General features: G+C 61.7%; 18 protein-coding genes. 9 read left to right on the top strand and 9 right to left on the bottom strand.

From position 1 onward, the window contains the following. Positions 1-38: 38 nt before the first annotated feature. Positions 39-425, top strand: a complete 387-nt coding sequence (locus QQK18_RS04370) for a hypothetical protein (RefSeq protein ID WP_284339068.1) — start codon at positions 39-41, stop codon at positions 423-425. 50 nt (positions 426-475) lie between these two features. On the opposite strand, the gene QQK18_RS04365 is transcribed toward QQK18_RS04370, so the two are convergent. The 6 genes from QQK18_RS04365 to QQK18_RS04340 all read right to left on the bottom strand — a co-directional run bounded on the left by QQK18_RS04365 (position 476) and on the right by QQK18_RS04340 (position 4,076). Continuing rightward, positions 476-1,360: a hypothetical protein gene (locus QQK18_RS04365; RefSeq protein ID WP_284339067.1), complete on the bottom strand. Its 885-nt coding sequence runs from the start codon at positions 1,358-1,360 to the stop codon at positions 476-478. Between the two features lie 63 nt (positions 1,361-1,423). Next, positions 1,424-1,750: a hypothetical protein gene (locus QQK18_RS04360; RefSeq protein ID WP_284339066.1), complete on the bottom strand. Its 327-nt coding sequence runs from the start codon at positions 1,748-1,750 to the stop codon at positions 1,424-1,426. Then, positions 1,737-2,042 (bottom strand): hypothetical protein, encoded by a 306-nt coding sequence (locus QQK18_RS04355; protein WP_284339065.1) that lies wholly within the window; start codon positions 2,040-2,042, stop codon positions 1,737-1,739. The genes QQK18_RS04360 and QQK18_RS04355 overlap by 14 nt, the downstream gene beginning before the upstream one ends. After that, positions 2,039-2,986, bottom strand: coding sequence for a 3'-5' exonuclease family protein (locus QQK18_RS04350; protein WP_284339064.1), 948 nt, complete (start codon positions 2,984-2,986; stop codon positions 2,039-2,041). Before QQK18_RS04350 ends, QQK18_RS04355 begins: the two co-directional genes overlap by 4 nt. After that, a complete protein-coding gene (locus tag QQK18_RS04345) occupies positions 2,986-3,762 on the bottom strand; it encodes a phosphoadenosine phosphosulfate reductase domain-containing protein (RefSeq protein WP_284339063.1) in 777 nt (258 codons plus the stop codon). The genes QQK18_RS04350 and QQK18_RS04345 overlap by 1 nt, the downstream gene beginning before the upstream one ends. A gap of 5 nt (positions 3,763-3,767) precedes the next feature. Continuing rightward, entirely contained in the window at positions 3,768-4,076 is a 309-nt protein-coding gene (locus QQK18_RS04340; protein WP_284339062.1) for a hypothetical protein, read from the bottom strand. A 278-nt stretch (positions 4,077-4,354) separates the two neighbouring features. Between QQK18_RS04340 and QQK18_RS04335 the strand changes: the two genes are divergently transcribed. Continuing rightward, positions 4,355-4,849 (top strand): hypothetical protein, encoded by a 495-nt coding sequence (locus QQK18_RS04335; protein WP_284339061.1) that lies wholly within the window; start codon positions 4,355-4,357, stop codon positions 4,847-4,849. Between the two features lie 55 nt (positions 4,850-4,904). Here QQK18_RS04335 and QQK18_RS04330 read toward each other — a convergent pair whose 3' ends face one another. Continuing rightward, positions 4,905-5,099: a hypothetical protein gene (locus tag QQK18_RS04330; RefSeq protein ID WP_284339060.1), complete on the bottom strand. Its 195-nt coding sequence runs from the start codon at positions 5,097-5,099 to the stop codon at positions 4,905-4,907. Between the two features lie 10 nt (positions 5,100-5,109). Next, complete coding sequence (locus QQK18_RS04325) at positions 5,110-6,090, bottom strand: hypothetical protein (RefSeq protein ID WP_284339059.1); 981 nt, start codon at positions 6,088-6,090, stop codon at positions 5,110-5,112. Positions 6,091-6,983: 893 nt separating this feature from the next. On the opposite strand from QQK18_RS04325, the gene QQK18_RS04320 reads away from it, so the two are divergent. Together QQK18_RS04320 and QQK18_RS04315 are read left to right on the top strand one after the other, a co-directional pair. Beyond that, positions 6,984-7,469, top strand: a complete 486-nt coding sequence (locus QQK18_RS04320) for a hypothetical protein (RefSeq protein WP_284339058.1) — start codon at positions 6,984-6,986, stop codon at positions 7,467-7,469. Positions 7,470-7,700: 231 nt separating this feature from the next. Then, the gene (locus QQK18_RS04315; protein WP_284339057.1) at positions 7,701-8,420 is read left to right on the top strand and encodes a hypothetical protein; all 720 of its coding nucleotides are present in this window, start codon (positions 7,701-7,703) and stop codon (positions 8,418-8,420) included. A 482-nt stretch (positions 8,421-8,902) separates the two neighbouring features. Here the strand turns inward: QQK18_RS04315 and QQK18_RS04310 are convergent, their stop codons facing one another. Continuing rightward, positions 8,903-9,043: a hypothetical protein gene (locus tag QQK18_RS04310; RefSeq protein ID WP_284339056.1), complete on the bottom strand. Its 141-nt coding sequence runs from the start codon at positions 9,041-9,043 to the stop codon at positions 8,903-8,905. A gap of 307 nt (positions 9,044-9,350) precedes the next feature. Here QQK18_RS04310 and QQK18_RS04305 point away from each other — a divergent pair, with 307 nt between their 5' ends. The 5 genes from QQK18_RS04305 to QQK18_RS04285 all read left to right on the top strand — a co-directional run bounded on the left by QQK18_RS04305 (position 9,351) and on the right by QQK18_RS04285 (position 14,434). Then, positions 9,351-9,911 carry a terminase small subunit gene (locus QQK18_RS04305; protein ID WP_284339055.1) on the top strand — a complete coding sequence of 187 codons (561 nt, stop codon included), beginning with the start codon at positions 9,351-9,353 and terminating at the stop codon, positions 9,909-9,911. Further along, positions 9,904-12,072 (top strand): terminase gpA endonuclease subunit, encoded by a 2,169-nt coding sequence (locus tag QQK18_RS04300; RefSeq protein WP_284339054.1) that lies wholly within the window; start codon positions 9,904-9,906, stop codon positions 12,070-12,072. The genes QQK18_RS04305 and QQK18_RS04300 overlap by 8 nt, the downstream gene beginning before the upstream one ends. A gap of 64 nt (positions 12,073-12,136) precedes the next feature. Continuing rightward, positions 12,137-13,009 (top strand): restriction endonuclease, encoded by an 873-nt coding sequence (locus QQK18_RS04295; protein WP_284339053.1) that lies wholly within the window; start codon positions 12,137-12,139, stop codon positions 13,007-13,009. Beyond that, positions 13,006-14,124, top strand: a complete 1,119-nt coding sequence (locus QQK18_RS04290) for a hypothetical protein (RefSeq protein WP_284339052.1) — start codon at positions 13,006-13,008, stop codon at positions 14,122-14,124. The genes QQK18_RS04295 and QQK18_RS04290 overlap by 4 nt, the downstream gene beginning before the upstream one ends. A 67-nt stretch (positions 14,125-14,191) precedes the next feature. Further along, positions 14,192-14,434: a hypothetical protein gene (locus tag QQK18_RS04285; RefSeq protein WP_284339051.1), complete on the top strand. Its 243-nt coding sequence runs from the start codon at positions 14,192-14,194 to the stop codon at positions 14,432-14,434. Positions 14,435-14,513: the final 79 nt, after the last annotated feature.

Here is a 14,513-nt window from a genome sequence, read left to right as displayed (position 1 = left end):
CCGATCCTTTCGTTAAAGTACACATAAGCGAGCTCAAGGTGCAGGAATACCCGCTGCCAGACGACATGCATGTCCGCGAGGACTACCGCGTTTTCCCGCTGAATCTCGAGGATGACCCACTTGTCGTCTTCCATGGCACCGCGATGTCGAATTTCGACGCGATCTCGGCAGAAGGGTTAAAACGCGGGAGCAGTGTCGGCGCCGAGCTGAAAAGCATATCGTATGCGAAAAGAAGTTCGACCGCGCTGGACCACTGGGTTAGGCGCCGCACGGAAGGGCAAAACGGTGTAATTCTCGCGCTGCGGTTCGAGAGCTTTGAGGGTCTCTACGAGGAGGGGCAGTTTGTCTACGACTACAAGGAAGTGCCCACGCAGCCTAAGCTAATCGGGTATGTGCCGGTGCCGGGGACGTACATTCACCGGTAAACGTCGATGTCAAAAATAAGTGACATCACCCGCGATTTGTCATCGGTTTCTTACACCGCCTGCCCAGTGAGCTCGTCGAAGACCTTGTCAAACGCGGCCTTCGCGCGGATATCCCGCATCCCGAGTTGCTTCTCGTACTTTCGCAGAATCTGACGAGCCGCGTCGATGCCGATATCACGATCGGCACCGCCGCGCCTGATCATTCCGCGGCACCAGTGTCCTCGCGAACTGTCGGCCTTCGACCAGCCCACACCATTTTCAGAGCTCGCGCGATCCATGTCGTCGTCGGTGAGAAATTCGACAGCGAGCACAATCTGGTCGTCGTGCCAGTCCACCGCGTTCCCTTTCGCCACGATATTTTCGCGCGCGGCGGCGACCTTGTCTCGCGTGCGATCGACGAGCTCCGTCAGCCACACCGCCTGGAGCAGCGAAAGCGGCGCGTCGATCGTCGTGAACGACCACATCCGCTTCGAGTTGACACAGAACGCACCCCATTCGCGGAGCAGATTGCGCCCCTCACGCTTAGCCTCCGCGATCAGTTCGCCGTCGGTCATCTCACCATAGCGAGCGGTCAGTTTCACCCGGGCGATGTTCCGGCGACGGTCGCGCATTTCCCTGCGCTCCAGATCCTCGTCGTTGATCGCCTGCTGCTGCTCACGGGCACGGTCGGATGTGCGCAAGCCGGCAGCGAAAACGTCAAGCTCGATCTGTGTGATCGTATCCGTGACGACGACAGGGTCGACCTTCCCGGGCGAGAAGAAAACGAACCACTGGCGCCTGTCGTCCTTGCGAGCATAGATCCCGACGCTCGCGAGCGCACGCTGCCCGGCCCGATCACCATGATTATATAAGGCCCAGAAACGATCGGTCGCGGGAGCGCGGAACTCGTCCCAGATGAGGTCAGCAAAGGAGGGCGGGGCAACGAAATCAGTCATGGATGTCACTCCAATGGTGTTGTCCGTCATGTTGGCGGACACCTTGGCAAGCCACAAATGGTCTCAGGCGACGGGCGAGTAGATTTCCTTGATCGACTTCTGCAGGCCGAGACGATGCAGGACCGCGGGCGTGACGGGGCGCTCGCCGGCGTGCATGTCGAAAAGAAAGCTCTTGCTGATCCCGAGGACCTCTGCGGCCTTTCGGTAGCCACCCCTCTCGCTGATGAAAACGGTCAGCCGCCGGTGCACTTCCATCGCATTGAAGGCTGGTCGGTTTGTGCCGTGGGCCTTGCGATCCAGGTCGAGGATCGCAGCTTCGATCTGCGAGATCGTGTCCGGATGCATGTCTCCGGACCATGATATCTGGTCGAGGATCTCATGACCGCGCATCGAAGCAATCTTCCAGCGGGAATGCCATCGTCCGTGCACGATCCACGGCCGCCATCCGTGCCTCAGTGTCGTTCTTGACATCCAGTTCAAGGATCATTTTCGCCGTGTGCTCGGCCTGGGACAGCTCGAATATCCAGCCGTAGGCGGTAGGCTTCACTTGCAGGTGGAACTCGCGCCTCCCGAGGTCATCGGTGACGCGAGCGAAGTACCCGTCACCGGTCTCAAACCACTCGACCCCGCGGAGCTTGGAAACCGGGGTGGCGTTGATGATTTCGGAAGTGATCCGCATCATGCGGCCTCCCTCTCGCCATCGGCCCCCTCGGCCGGCACTTCGATCTCGTCGATCTCGAGCTGCGGCAGCCCCAGCATCTTGCGGTGCACCGACCTCAAACGCCTCACATCGTCGTCGCAATAGCTGACGACCTCATTGATGCGGCCGGCGCGGACCAAGTCCCAGACCTGGGAGCCATCCACGCCCTGCTTGCCCGGGAGGCCCAAGGCTTTGCACAAGCGATCGAGGCCGATGCGGTTACCGTGGCCGGCCCACATAGTCATCGTATCGGCAACCCGATCGGTGTCCCAAGGGCGGGCATCCACCGGCCACCAGCTGGGTGGTGTGACACCGAGCACGATCGCGCGCTGCCAGATGTAGCGGATGTCGAAGCCGGCGTGGTGAGCGACGACGACGGGGACGACGCGGTGGCGCTGGATCTCGAGTTTCAGCGATTCCGTGTTGTCGCGGCCCTGGGCATCCAGGGATTTGAGAGCGGCATTGCGGGCGTGATCTTGCAGAAGCTGTTCCAGTCCGCCGAAGAGCTCGTTGAGCATGTCGCGCTCGGCATCTTCAATGAACTGGGCGGCGCATGAAATCGTGGCATCGTAGATATCTCCGGTACCGACGGCAACGCACGCACAGGCGATATGTCCGGTGGAGGCGTCTAGGGCCGTGCGGCGGTATTCCTCTTCGATCGCGGCCTCGGCCTTTTCGATGGCGGTGGAATTATCCGCGACCGCTTTCTCGCGCTTGCGCGCCAAATCGTCGGCGATCTTCTCGGGGTCTTTTAGCCGCCTGTCGGGCTCGATCGCGTCCAGCTGAGGTTCGGCGACGTTGTGTTTGGCGCGGATGGCATCGATCAGGGTCGCGTCCTGCGAGGGGATGGTCTCGATATCCACATAGAGATAGAGCGCCGTGGCCGCCTGGCGGGCGAGGGCGTCGTAATGAGAGAACGAGTGCATCATGCGGCCTCGCGAATGGGGGTTGCGGTCATGCCGGTGACTTCTTCGAGCGTCTGCCCGGACATCGACAGCGTGTGTCCGATGCGCTTTTCGAGATCGACGTACCGGGCATAGAGCTCAGGGTTGAGCTGGGCGGCGGTGCGCAGGTCGCTCCTGCTCGCCATGATGCAGAAGACGCAGGAGAGGCGAGACATGCCCGCTCGGTAGGCCCAATGCGGCTCCTGATGCGCCGCGGCGATGGTCCCGAAGACCTCTTCCGTCGACATCTCGAAAATCGGCAGCCACTCGTACCACGAGCGGCCATTTTTCGAGTTGCGCTCGCTGTAGCGGAACGGACGCTGCTTGCTCCGAGCCGGGCTCTCCGCGGCTCGGATACCCAAGCAGCTGACGACCAGACCATTGAACTCGGGGTGCGCGGCCAGGTGCCGGCGGATCGCGGTCTCGATAGGACCGCGCTTGAGGTCCGACGTGCACTGACGCTGACCGGCAGAGGGCCACATGCCGCGCTGCTCGACCATCGACAGGAGGGTCTTGTTCGGGTTGCGGCAGACGACGAGCTCCAGGCTGCCGATCGTGTCTAGGATATGGGTGCGGTTACCCGACCATTCGACTTCGCCCAGGTCCGCGTGGATGACGAGAAGCTGCTCCGCGGGGATGACCGAACGCAGGCGGATCGTCATCGCCTGGCTGTCTTTGCCCGCGCTATGGTTGATGACGAAAAGGGCGCCGCGATTGACGAGCAGCGGGACCTCGGGAGGGATTGTAATCGGGGCCATGGTCATCACCGGATGTTCGAGACTGGGCGGTCCCGCATCAAAAAGGCGGGCACACGATCGATAAACTCGTTGCCCTTGGCGTCACGGAAGAAGCCCAGCGGCATGTCGTCATCATCGTCGACCGGGTTCTCGGGCTCGGTGGCCTGGACGGCGGTCTCGATGCCCGTAAACTCGGCATCGGCCTCTTCGAGCGGCTCAATGAACTCCGACGTGGACGGCTCCTGTTCATCCGTCGTCGCGGACACCGGGGGCGGGAAATTGAGGTATCTTTCGGGGCCGCCGAAGCGGCGGAGGCCGAGGGACTTCGTGGGCACGGCAAGAATCCTTTCTGGTTGCACAAAAAGGCTCGCTTGGATTTTCGCAAGACGCAAACAAAAATAGCCCGTCAGGCCGAAGATTGTAGTGTTTCGAGGTTTGAAAGGTTGCATTGACAATTGTCTGTCGTGGGACGAATTGTCAATTCTAGGAAACGCGGAGGTTTAGTGGCGCGACCGGAATTGTGATACATGATGTATCACAAACGCACGCGCTTCTTTCTTGCGTCGTCCAACCGTAGCATTCTCCAGGGCCATCCAGGCCTGGAGGTACAGTTATGAGAACAATCCTTGCCGCGATCGGTGCGGCTCTGCGTGCGGTAGCCGCGTTCACCTGGGTTGTGTGCAAGCGCACCGGCCGGCTCGTGCTGCAGCTCGTTCCCGATTTCGGTGCCTCGGCTCCAGCACCCACTCCGGTTTCCTCGCCCTCGCGCTACGCACCACCCGCCGGCGAAACCGGTGGCCTGATCGAGAGGATCAAGGCGATGGCGACCGCGATGGCGATGGGAGAGGATATTCCGGCAGAGGCGTTCCAGGCGGTACCGGAGCAAACGGCGGCATGGCTGATGGCGATGGATCGGACGATGCTGTGCCGAGTGATCTCCGCCCGGGATGCCGATCTCAAGGACCACTTGCGGGGGAACGGCAGCATCCGCGGCGTAATCGCTTGCGACCCACGCTCGATCGCAGACTATGTCGAGGCAATGGAACGCGATGCCCGACCGCCGGAACCGGAACGTCCGGCACCGAGACGGACACTCGCATATGCATAAAAGAAAGGCCCGAGGTGATCTCGGGCCCTTCTTCATTTCAGGAGGTAGCCGACCGTCAGTTCCGGCGGAGCTTGTATTCCGCGGCTTGGCGACGGCCACGCTCGGTATCGAGATCGGCACGGGCTTGGGCCAGTTCGGCACGCAGTCTGCGAATCTCTGCGTTGGCGAGATTAATCTGCTGGGTGGCATAGGCCATATTGCGGTTGTTGGCCATCATCAGGCCGGCCTCGAGGTCGGAAACATGGAACATTGCTGCCCTCTCAAAACTCAATTTCGCGGTTTCTGAACCCTATACCCGAAGGATCCAATTTTCCGTCTGGGGGATCGATCGCATTTGAAGTTTTACGCGTGAAGTCCTGTGTATCCGGCCTCTTGACGCTCAACGGTACCGCCGCATCCAGCGCCGATTTAGAAACCGCAACAGGCTCCGCCGGCGCTCTCCGCGACGGCCTGTCCTTCGGGCGCCACCGCTTCTTCGGCCGTCCTGGCCCCATTGCTTCAGCCTCGGCAACGAGCGCGTCGACGTCCGGAACGATGACGTCGATCTCGATGTCACGGATCCGTCCCGTGTGGGCCTTTCGAGGCACCGCGGTCACGGAGTAGTCGGTCAACTCGGTAATCTCCCGACACACAGTCTCGAGTACCTCCGCGAACGCCACGGGCTTCATCGCCGCCGGGGTCGACAGCGCATCACGCAGATCGGCCATAGGTACCCTCAGTTTGAGCTTGCCGGCATCATCACGAACGACCCACCGCCGGTTCACTTCCCCCGCCGACCACGCCAGGACGCGCATCATCATCGTCAGCGTGTATCGGCACTCTGCGCGCTGCAGGATGCGGAGCGGCAGGTAAACGAGGTCGCCATGGCGACCCGGATCGAACGCCCGCGCCAGGTCCTCGTCGATCGTGACGGCGAGCATGTCGTCCAGGTTGTGACGAACTGGGTATTCGGATCCGTCGCCTGAGGTCGCGAAGGTCACTGTAGGAGGTTTGCGACGGCACATGATCCCAGCTCGCAGCCGGCGCCACCGCGCCTCCTCGGTCACGATCTTGTCGCGCCTGACCAACCCCAGGGCTTCACGAGTGCGATTGTCGGGAAGCAACACCGTACCGGTTTCCCCACGCTCAACGGCCTGCACGAGTAGGGCGACCGCCCAGCTCTGGTCACGAGCGGTCAGGTCGCCGCTGACGTAGTAGCGAGCTGCCGTGTCGGTTGGGATCGGGATCAGGTCAGGCAGCATCAGGGTCTCACAGGGGCAGAATGGCGATCACGTGGTAAGCACCTACGAAAACGTCAAGAGCTACCACGTTCGATTTCTAACCGACTGATTTGCAACGCACAATACCACAACGCGTCACCAATTCCGCCCGCCTATAGTATAATAGATATATAGGGGGCAAATTCGGGGTCTGCGGATCCAGGGATCCAAAGGGGGCTTTGCCCCGCTTAGATTCCTAAGTGCGCTTCGCGCATCTTGAGGTCTCACGGGCCAGAGGCCAAGGAGTCGACGGGGTTGCCCGTAGGGCTCTGGGAGGGCGACAGGGATCACGATGTGCGAGATAGGCCCACGATGCGCCTCCGGCCGCAGGTGGGCTCGAGGACGCCCCATCGGACCAGTCGTGTCGATAGACACTAATCCGAGGAGTCGAAGGGAGATGGTCTGTCGGACCATTTCTCGAGTGGATCATCGAGGTGGGGTGTCGACCCAGGTCTGCCGATAGGCCTGAGATCTATCTGGAGCCATACTCCACGCCCGAAACGAGACTTTCGGCACGATCCCCCATCTTGATCTCATTTCGAGGCTGTACGGGGCAATATCCGGCTCGACCTTCTCCTAATCGGTCCGATGGTAGGCCTTCGAGATCGCCAGGGCGGTCCTGCGGACCGAAACGGAGGGCCTGGCGGCCCGTTGATTGGTGGTCTCTCCGCTTCGCTACGAGACCGTAGGACCGGCTGTCGCCGGTCTAGCCCAGTTCGGTCCTATGGGTACTGATCTTATTTTGCTCCCGGTTCCGAGGACCTCTTCTCCCGATATCTCGAGCAGCGCGACTGCGCCCGGCCTGCACGGACAGCGCGGACCGCATCACGGCGTGATGGATCACAGCGTGAGGCTTGTGCCATGCGAAATTTCGAATGACGCTCCCCTTCATGACCGAGAGCACGGACAGCGTCGACCTGCCGATCGCGCCCGCCAAACAGCGAGCGGCGCGCCGTCGTGCTGCTGCAGACGCAACGGCGAAATGGCGTGGCATTCGGCGGGCTGTGGGCATGCCGGAGGCCGCGCATGTCGATCGCGCCATCACAGAGGCCATGAGCTTTTGCCTCCAGCCGGTCTACGCTCAACACGACGGGACCGGTGTCTTCGTGTCGCTTGAGCGCACATTCCGGACTGCAGTGTTAATCCTCATGCGCAACGGTGCGGATCGAGAGCTTGCGCAACAAGCGGTTCGGAATCGTCTCGCGCCCAGGCCACACCACAGCGAGCTTCACCACGTCCCGAGCCTTGTCATGCATGTCGACGGCTTTGAGCCGCTTGCCCGTCGTGGCGACATCCCCTGGTCAGAGGTAGACAAGCGGGCGATGGCAGCAGCGTCACGCCCCCGAAATCACGGAGTATGATGAAGTAACGTGGGTGTCGCGGGAGTAGGGTATTCACGACGTGGGCGCTTATACGTCCGCCTTTTTGACGAACATTCGGCACAACCACTTGTGTCATGCGAGCGATAGGCCCATATTCGGCGGGCTTAAATTACTACGTCGACTTCGAGACCGCCTTCCGGGGCGGTCTTTTTTTTGGTCCCAAGGGTTTCTTACCTTGACGCAAGGAATCCCGGTGCGGACGCTTCGGGCATGGCCGACATCCGTATCCGCATCAATCGCAAAGCGCTCCGACAGGCCGAGCAGGCACTGGAAGCGGTGCCGGGCGTCGTCGCGCGCGCGGCCCAGTCCGCCTACAACGGCATAGCCCTGCAGGCTCGTGATGAGGTCCGGACGGCGGCGGATCGTCACTTCGACAATCCCGAGCCCCAGACGCTCGACGCATTCTACGCCCGGCAGCGTCGCCACGCTTCCGTCCATGACGTGGACGATGTCACCGCTGCCGTCGGTATCCGCGAGCCTGCTGCCAGATGGCTCGGCTATCACCTTGGTCGTCATGATCAGGAGCGCCTGCCAGGCGAGATTGGGCCCGCCAACGCCGCAATCATGATCCCCAGGCCCGAGAACCTAGATCTGCCCGAGGTCCGTGAGCTCGGCGTGGACGTCACGCTGACTAAGGGCGGCAACATGCCGATGGGGATGCTGCGCAAGCTATTCTCGATGACGGGACCGGGCGGAGCCTTGTTTTGGGGCCAATTGCGCCCCGGAGGGCAGAGGGGCATCTGGGCGCGTCCGCTGCGGAAGAAGGGCGTGAAAGGCCAAAGCGCGCCCAAGCTCATCGTCGCGGCGGTGGACAGGGCGAACTACCAGCCGAGCTTCGAGCGCCCCATGCGGGCAGCGATCAGGCGGGCAACGAAGACGCTGCCGAGCAGGCTGACGCGGGCGATGCGGCGCACGGGGAGCGGGCGATGAGGGACGTCCTGGAGGACGTAAACGAAGCTAACACCCCCTTAGCTTCGGATAGCTCATATCACGCTGAAAGCCCCGGAAATCCTGGGTTCAAGTATTCGCTACAGGGTCGAACAGACCCCAAAATTTCAAGCCCTCTCAGTGAAATATCGTTCTCAAACTATACTTACGAATGCTTATACACCCCAAACGAATACATAAGTAGTACTGCTAGCTGGAATAATATTGCTTGCATTGTACTTAGCAAGCGCTGCACGAATACTTGCCATCTAGTCAAGCGAAATCGGACGCCTCATCCAAGAAATCGTCATCACGAACTTGTGATCTCGCTGCCCGATCCTCGTCAACCGAAATCCGGTTCACTCGTTGCCGAGCTTTCGCCCAGGACGCCCGAGATGCCACTACGTGATAAGCGATGGTTATCACGTAGTGCCCTGATGTCGTTGAACAATCCAGATTTCACGAGATCACTCCGGTCGCATAAGTCAAGCGATTTCGTCTCCCAGGTCAAGAGCGATCGGTCGCCCTGGAAGACCTTCGCCGACGATGTCCTCGCTGTCGATCGCCAGGTCGTAGCCGCGCTCTCCAAGTCTACCTGTCTCGGTGTCGAAGACACCCCCGGCCAAGATGTCGCTCGGCCTGAAAGCACCCGCGAACCCGGCCGTATGAGCTATCAGAAGTTAAGCCGCGTTAGCTTCGGAAATGGATCGCGCGATCTGGTGAGTAAAACCGGTCGGCGAATACTTGCGGGCAGGTCGGGAGCGGGGGCAGGGGGTCGGGAGCGCCGGGAAATGCTGAGGTTTCGAGGGGCAGGCATGGGTGCCAAGGGCTGTCACAGGGTGTCGGGGGCCCCTGAGGGAGCGGGGGTGCGGGGTCGATTTGCCCTCGTACAGCCTCCCATTTTTACAAAATTTTCCGATGGAGCCTGCGGACATGCCGCGTAATCCCAAGAACGAGAAGGCGGAAGCCGTTCGCTTCGTCTCTTCCGCCACCCTGGCCACCATGATGGGGACCACCCGCGGCACCGTGCAATCGTGGATCGAGAGCGGATGCCCGGTCGTATCCCGGCCGTCGGGCCCAGGCCAGTCGTTCACTCTCGACTTAGCCGAGGTCGTCCGGTGGCGCCTGGAGAGGGCGACCGCAGAAGCCGAGGCTCGCGCGATCGAGGCGGTGAAAAGGGAAATCGAGGGCGGCCAGTGGGCTGATGACGGCGGCGAAACCGAGGAGCAGGCGAAGACCCGCCGGGCCCGGGCGGACGCCAACATCGCCGAGATGAAGGAAGCCGAGTTCGCCGGATCGGTCATTCCGATCGCGGTGGCCGAAACCATGATCTCGAAGGAATACGCCACCATGCGGCAGAAGCTCGAGAACCTGGGCAACACGCTTGCCGCACGGACAGCTCAGATCACGGATCCGGCTAAGGTGAAGGCCACCGCCGACAAGCTTGTGCGCGAAGCCCTGTCCGCCCTTGTGGGGAAACTGCCCGATGCGTGAGGCCATCCGCCGCCGGTTCGATCTCGGCATCGCCAACTTCGGGGAGCGTCTCGCCGCGCTCCGTCTCCACCTGCCAATCGCCGAGGAGGTCGACGTCGTTTTTTGGATGGAGGAGGACGACAGGATCATCCTTCCTAAGGAATCCTCTGCCGAGGGCGGCACCTCGTTCAAGCTCTTCGGCTTCCAGAAGAGCGCGGCACGCAAGGCGGTGCACCATTCGACCAAGCAGCTGATCGCGATGAAGGGCACTCGTACCGGTTTCACGGTGCTCTTCGCCGGCATCGCCGCCTACCATGTTGCGCACGAAGGTCACCCGGTAGGCTGGTGGCAGCCCGATCTCGAGCGCGCACAGAAGTTCGCCAACGCGATCTGGACCCCATTCTTCCGGGACAGCGAGAAGCTGTCTCCCCTGGTCCGCAAGCCCATCAAGGGCGATACTCTCGATAAGTGGAACGACCGCACATACACCAACGGCGGTCGCATCGTGCTGTCCGGCGCAGCGACGGACAAGGCGTTCTCCCAAGAGACCTTCCGCGTCACGGTCGGCGACGAAATCGACCGATGGCAGCTGACCTCTGGCGGTTCCGACGGTAACCGCATCAAGCTGATGTGGGAGCGATCCAAGTCCTTCTGGAACCGCAAGCTCTACGCCTTCTCGTCTCCGCGTACGATCGGCAACTCGATCACCCACAAGCAGTGGCTGGACAGCGACCAGTGCAGGTTCTTCGTCGCGTGCCCGTGCTGCGGTGGCCGCCAGTACTTGGAGTGGGGCGGGCCCGTAACCGACGAGGAGGACGACGGCCACGGCATCCGCTTCCGGGTCGGCGACGACGGCATCGTCGAGGAGGTCTGGTACGTCTGCAAAGTCAACGGGTGCATCCTCGAGGAATCCGCCAAGTTCGATATGGACGAGGTCGCCGGCGATACCGTCTACGCCGATGATGATCCGACACCGATCGACGAGCGTCTGGGGTGGCAACCCACCGCGATCCCTAAGCGTCCCGGCCTCACCGCGCTTCATGTGCCCGGCTACATCTCGCTGCTGCCCGGCGCCAACTGGACCGACCTGGCGCAGGAATGGGTCGACGCGCAGGGCAAGCCCGAGGACTTGCAGACGTTCTGGAACAACGTGCTCGCTCTCCCTTGGGAAGGCGTCGACGCCGGCAAGCCGATCGAGGTCGGGTCGTTCGAAGCCACCAGGCCGGAGCCGTATCCGGCCGAGATCCCGCAGCAGACGATTCACATGACGGCCTACTACGACACCCAGGCCGGTTGGAAGGACGCGAGCCTCAACCGAAAGGCCCGCCATGAGCTCACCGTGTGCGCCTTCGGCCCGCAGGAGGAGGTATGGGTCGTCGGCCACTTCATTCTCGACGACTATGCGCCATGGTCTCAGGAAGCCAATCGGCAGCTCGATGACATCGTGTTCCGTGACTGGCGGAAGCCCGACGGCTCGACCATGCGAATCCTGATGTGCGGCTATGACGCCAGCTACTCGCAGACCCAGGCGCTGGAATTTCGCAGGGCCAAACATCGGTGGGACATCTACCGGCCGATGAAGGGCGAAAACGAAGAGAAGCATGCCGCCAAGGCACCGCTCATCGCCCGGGCCAAGACCGACAATGCACGTGCCAATGACCTGATGAGGGTCGGCACCCGCGAGGGCAAGGAGAAGGCTGATCGTATGCTCAAGACCGAGCGCGTCGGCCCAGGCTATGTGCACTTCCCGAAGTCGCTTCGCGATGCAGTGCCCGCATATTTCAAGGGTCTCTTCGCCGAGCGGCACGTCAAGGACAAGGACGGCGGGGACTATTGGGTGAAGTCCAAGTGGCACGCGAACGAGCCCTGGGACACCTTTGTAGGGTGCCTCGCCACGCTCGAGCTGTGCAGGTTGACATGGCCCAACCAGGTCGGCCGCGAGATCGACGAGGCTCCGGTGGACGTGACCAGGGACCGCTTCGAGGGACGTGATCGGTCCGTCATGGCCGCCATCCACGAGGATCTAACCCTTCGCCAGGTCATGAAGGACCCGCGCACCTCGGTGATGCCACCGCCCAGGGGAATGACCTACGGCAACGCCGCGAACTCCAATGCTGCGCCGGCCCGTCGCCGCGGCGGCGTCATCGGTGGGGCAAGGTTCGCGACCCGGGGGCGTGGGTAGGATTCTTCTGGAAATTGCAGCCGGATCAACCGATAAGCGAAAGAAAACTCTGGGGGCTTTCCGGATGCCGTTGGTCGCGGGCGTAATCCTATTCCTGATTCTGATCTGGACACCTCAGTGGGTCTGGTGGACTGCCGGTGGTTTGATCGTCACGGCGATTGCTGCCTGGTTATTCCTGAAGTGGGCGGAATCCGCCGATGCCGAAAAGCGCAAGAGGGCAGCGGAAGCTCTGGCCGACGAGGAGCGAAATCGTCCTCTGGAGTTGGGAGAAACCCGCGCCGACCGCATGTCGGCGGTGTACGCCCGTGAATGCGGCGGAGACATCCCGAAACTCGCACAGGATTACCTCCGGTGGTTCTCGTCAGTGTCGCCGATGACCCCCAGGCCTCAAGCTCTTGAACTCGTACGAACGAGCATGGATCCAGGTCTGGTTCGCCTCGTCCGCGAGAAGGTGGTCCCCAAGCTGCCGGACATCCTGCAGCCTGGTGCACTCGACGTGATCGATACCGCCAACGCCGAGTTCCGCGCCGTCTTCGAGGCACCCATCCTGCATCATGTCGAGCGCCTACGCATCGCGTATCGGGACCCGGCGATGACGCCAATCCAATTTGAGCGGTGGTGCGAGAACGCATTGCGCTGGTCGGGATGGTCGGCAAACGGAACAAAGGCCTCTGGCGACCAGGGCGCCGACGTAGTGGCGACCAAGGACGGCGTCAAGGTCGTGCTTCAGTGCAAGCTTTTCAGCCGTCCGGTCGGTAATGCGGCGGTGCAGGAGATCTTCGCGGCAAAGGCCCACTACAGTGCATCCGGCGCAGCCGTGGTCAGCAATCAAGTCTATACGCCGGCGGCACAGCAGCTGGCGCGGTCATGCGGTGTGAAACTGCTCCATGCAGACGACCTGCTGAATTTCAACAACCTGGTCTGGTCGCAGACATGAGCGAATGGTTGCCCGTCCTGGTCCTGCCAAACCTCTACTTGGGGGAGGCAATCGGGGATGGAGATATTGCAGTCACTCGAACCGACGACGGACGGGTGCAGGAGGCGACTGCCGAGCAGCCAAGGCTCGGCGACTTCCTCAGTAGGTTTACGGACGCATTCGGTGAGCCCGTAGATCCCTCGGTGTTGATCGTGCGGCAGGACTCTTCGGAATCATACAGAGATACGTCCGCCATCGCCGGATTCCGTGACCTCCTGGCCGTAGCAACGCTTCCCACCGCCCGCGCCCTTCAGATCACGGATGGTGGCGGCCTAGGCAATCCGGTGTGGGCGGAGACGTTTTCGTTTTATCCCTGGATGGTCGACAGGGAAGGTGAGCAACTGATCGGTCAGACGCCCGCGATGCTTGGCTCGCACCTAGTGGATGATTTTCGTGGCCAAACAGATGCCGGGTTACCTCAGTTCGCTATTGCGACTTACGTCGTTGATCGCCCCATATTCGACGAAGTTCTGAGGCGATGGCACCGGCGCTTCGGGGACGGTGAAGCGTCATGGGAGGACCGCGCTCTCTTTCGCTCACTCAACATGGCCCACCATGCCATGATGATGCCTGGTGGGCTCGAGTATGGCTTTTACGACGTGGGGCGGCTGCTGACTTTGTGGGTCAGCGCGTTCGAAATCCTACTCCATCCAGGGCCTGGCGGAATTGTCGGTGAGGCTCAAGTCGTGGATGTCCTTGATCGCGCCAGGTGGGTCGACAACGCCTGCGCTACCCTTTGTCACCAGGTGACCATCGGCAGGCGGAGTGCAGCGCGGACCCTCGCTTCATCTCTATATGACCGCATTTACCGGCTGCGGAATGACTTCTTGCACGGGAACGAGGTGACAGCCGAGCAACTCGCGACGAACGAGGTACCGCTGCTCCTGCTCGCCAGCTCCCTCTACAGGATCGCTTTGGTGACTTTCCTCGAGCTCGAGATCCCGCCCATCGCCGAGAATGCGGACCAAGCCGCAATGGTCGCTTACATCGGGACCCTGACGCATTGGCGGGACCCACAACGTCGGCACGAGCGCGCAATTCTGAAGGCCATGGCGCTGCCCGAGACCGACGACTAGCCCGTTGTCCGTAGCGCTACCAACATGACCACGCCGAGGCTTCCGGAAACTCGGAGGCCGCCAGCTCGTGGCACGATACAGATTCCAGTCGCGCGAGTGGCTCGTCGAGCGCATCAAAAGGCTTGAGGACCAGCTTGCCTCCGGCTTGAAATCCATCTCGACCGGCGACGGCTCGACATCATTCGTTGGCCGCGATGAGGCCGAGCGCATCCTCGATGAGCTCTACGCGGCAGTTGCCGACAAGGACGGTTCCGACAATCCGGACCGGGCTGTGTTCCGCGCGTATCGCCTTATGCAGAGGCATCAGTGATGGAGCGACGCGAGCCGACCCTTACGATCGAGTCCACAGCGCGTGACGTTACACCCCGCGGGCCGATCCGTCGTGCGAT

The organism is Devosia nitrariae, from assembly GCF_030160115.1.
Lineage (GTDB): Bacteria > Pseudomonadota > Alphaproteobacteria > Rhizobiales > Devosiaceae > Devosia > Devosia nitrariae.
This window is presented reverse-complemented; position numbering and strand designations above follow the sequence as displayed.

What these genes read in the sequence shown, in the direction of transcription:
- QQK18_RS04320 (WP_284339058.1), top strand. Translation starts at nt 6,984, where the DNA reads ATGACGCTCCCCTTCATGACCGAGAGCACGGACAGCGTCGACCTGCCG.
- QQK18_RS04325 (WP_284339059.1), bottom strand. Translation starts at nt 6,090, where the DNA reads ATGCTGCCTGACCTGATCCCGATCCCAACCGACACGGCAGCTCGCTAC.
- QQK18_RS04305 (WP_284339055.1), top strand. Translation starts at nt 9,351, where the DNA reads ATGCCGCGTAATCCCAAGAACGAGAAGGCGGAAGCCGTTCGCTTCGTC.
- QQK18_RS04330 (WP_284339060.1), bottom strand. Translation starts at nt 5,099, where the DNA reads ATGTTCCATGTTTCCGACCTCGAGGCCGGCCTGATGATGGCCAACAAC.
- QQK18_RS04345 (WP_284339063.1), bottom strand. Translation starts at nt 3,762, where the DNA reads ATGGCCCCGATTACAATCCCTCCCGAGGTCCCGCTGCTCGTCAATCGC.
- QQK18_RS04300 (WP_284339054.1), top strand. Translation starts at nt 9,904, where the DNA reads ATGCGTGAGGCCATCCGCCGCCGGTTCGATCTCGGCATCGCCAACTTC.
- QQK18_RS04365 (WP_284339067.1), bottom strand. Translation starts at nt 1,360, where the DNA reads ATGACTGATTTCGTTGCCCCGCCCTCCTTTGCTGACCTCATCTGGGAC.
- QQK18_RS04360 (WP_284339066.1), bottom strand. Translation starts at nt 1,750, where the DNA reads ATGCGCGGTCATGAGATCCTCGACCAGATATCATGGTCCGGAGACATG.
- QQK18_RS04315 (WP_284339057.1), top strand. Translation starts at nt 7,701, where the DNA reads ATGGCCGACATCCGTATCCGCATCAATCGCAAAGCGCTCCGACAGGCC.
- QQK18_RS04335 (WP_284339061.1), top strand. Translation starts at nt 4,355, where the DNA reads ATGAGAACAATCCTTGCCGCGATCGGTGCGGCTCTGCGTGCGGTAGCC.
- QQK18_RS04290 (WP_284339052.1), top strand. Translation starts at nt 13,006, where the DNA reads ATGAGCGAATGGTTGCCCGTCCTGGTCCTGCCAAACCTCTACTTGGGG.
- QQK18_RS04355 (WP_284339065.1), bottom strand. Translation starts at nt 2,042, where the DNA reads ATGATGCGGATCACTTCCGAAATCATCAACGCCACCCCGGTTTCCAAG.
- QQK18_RS04350 (WP_284339064.1), bottom strand. Translation starts at nt 2,986, where the DNA reads ATGCACTCGTTCTCTCATTACGACGCCCTCGCCCGCCAGGCGGCCACG.
- QQK18_RS04295 (WP_284339053.1), top strand. Translation starts at nt 12,137, where the DNA reads ATGCCGTTGGTCGCGGGCGTAATCCTATTCCTGATTCTGATCTGGACA.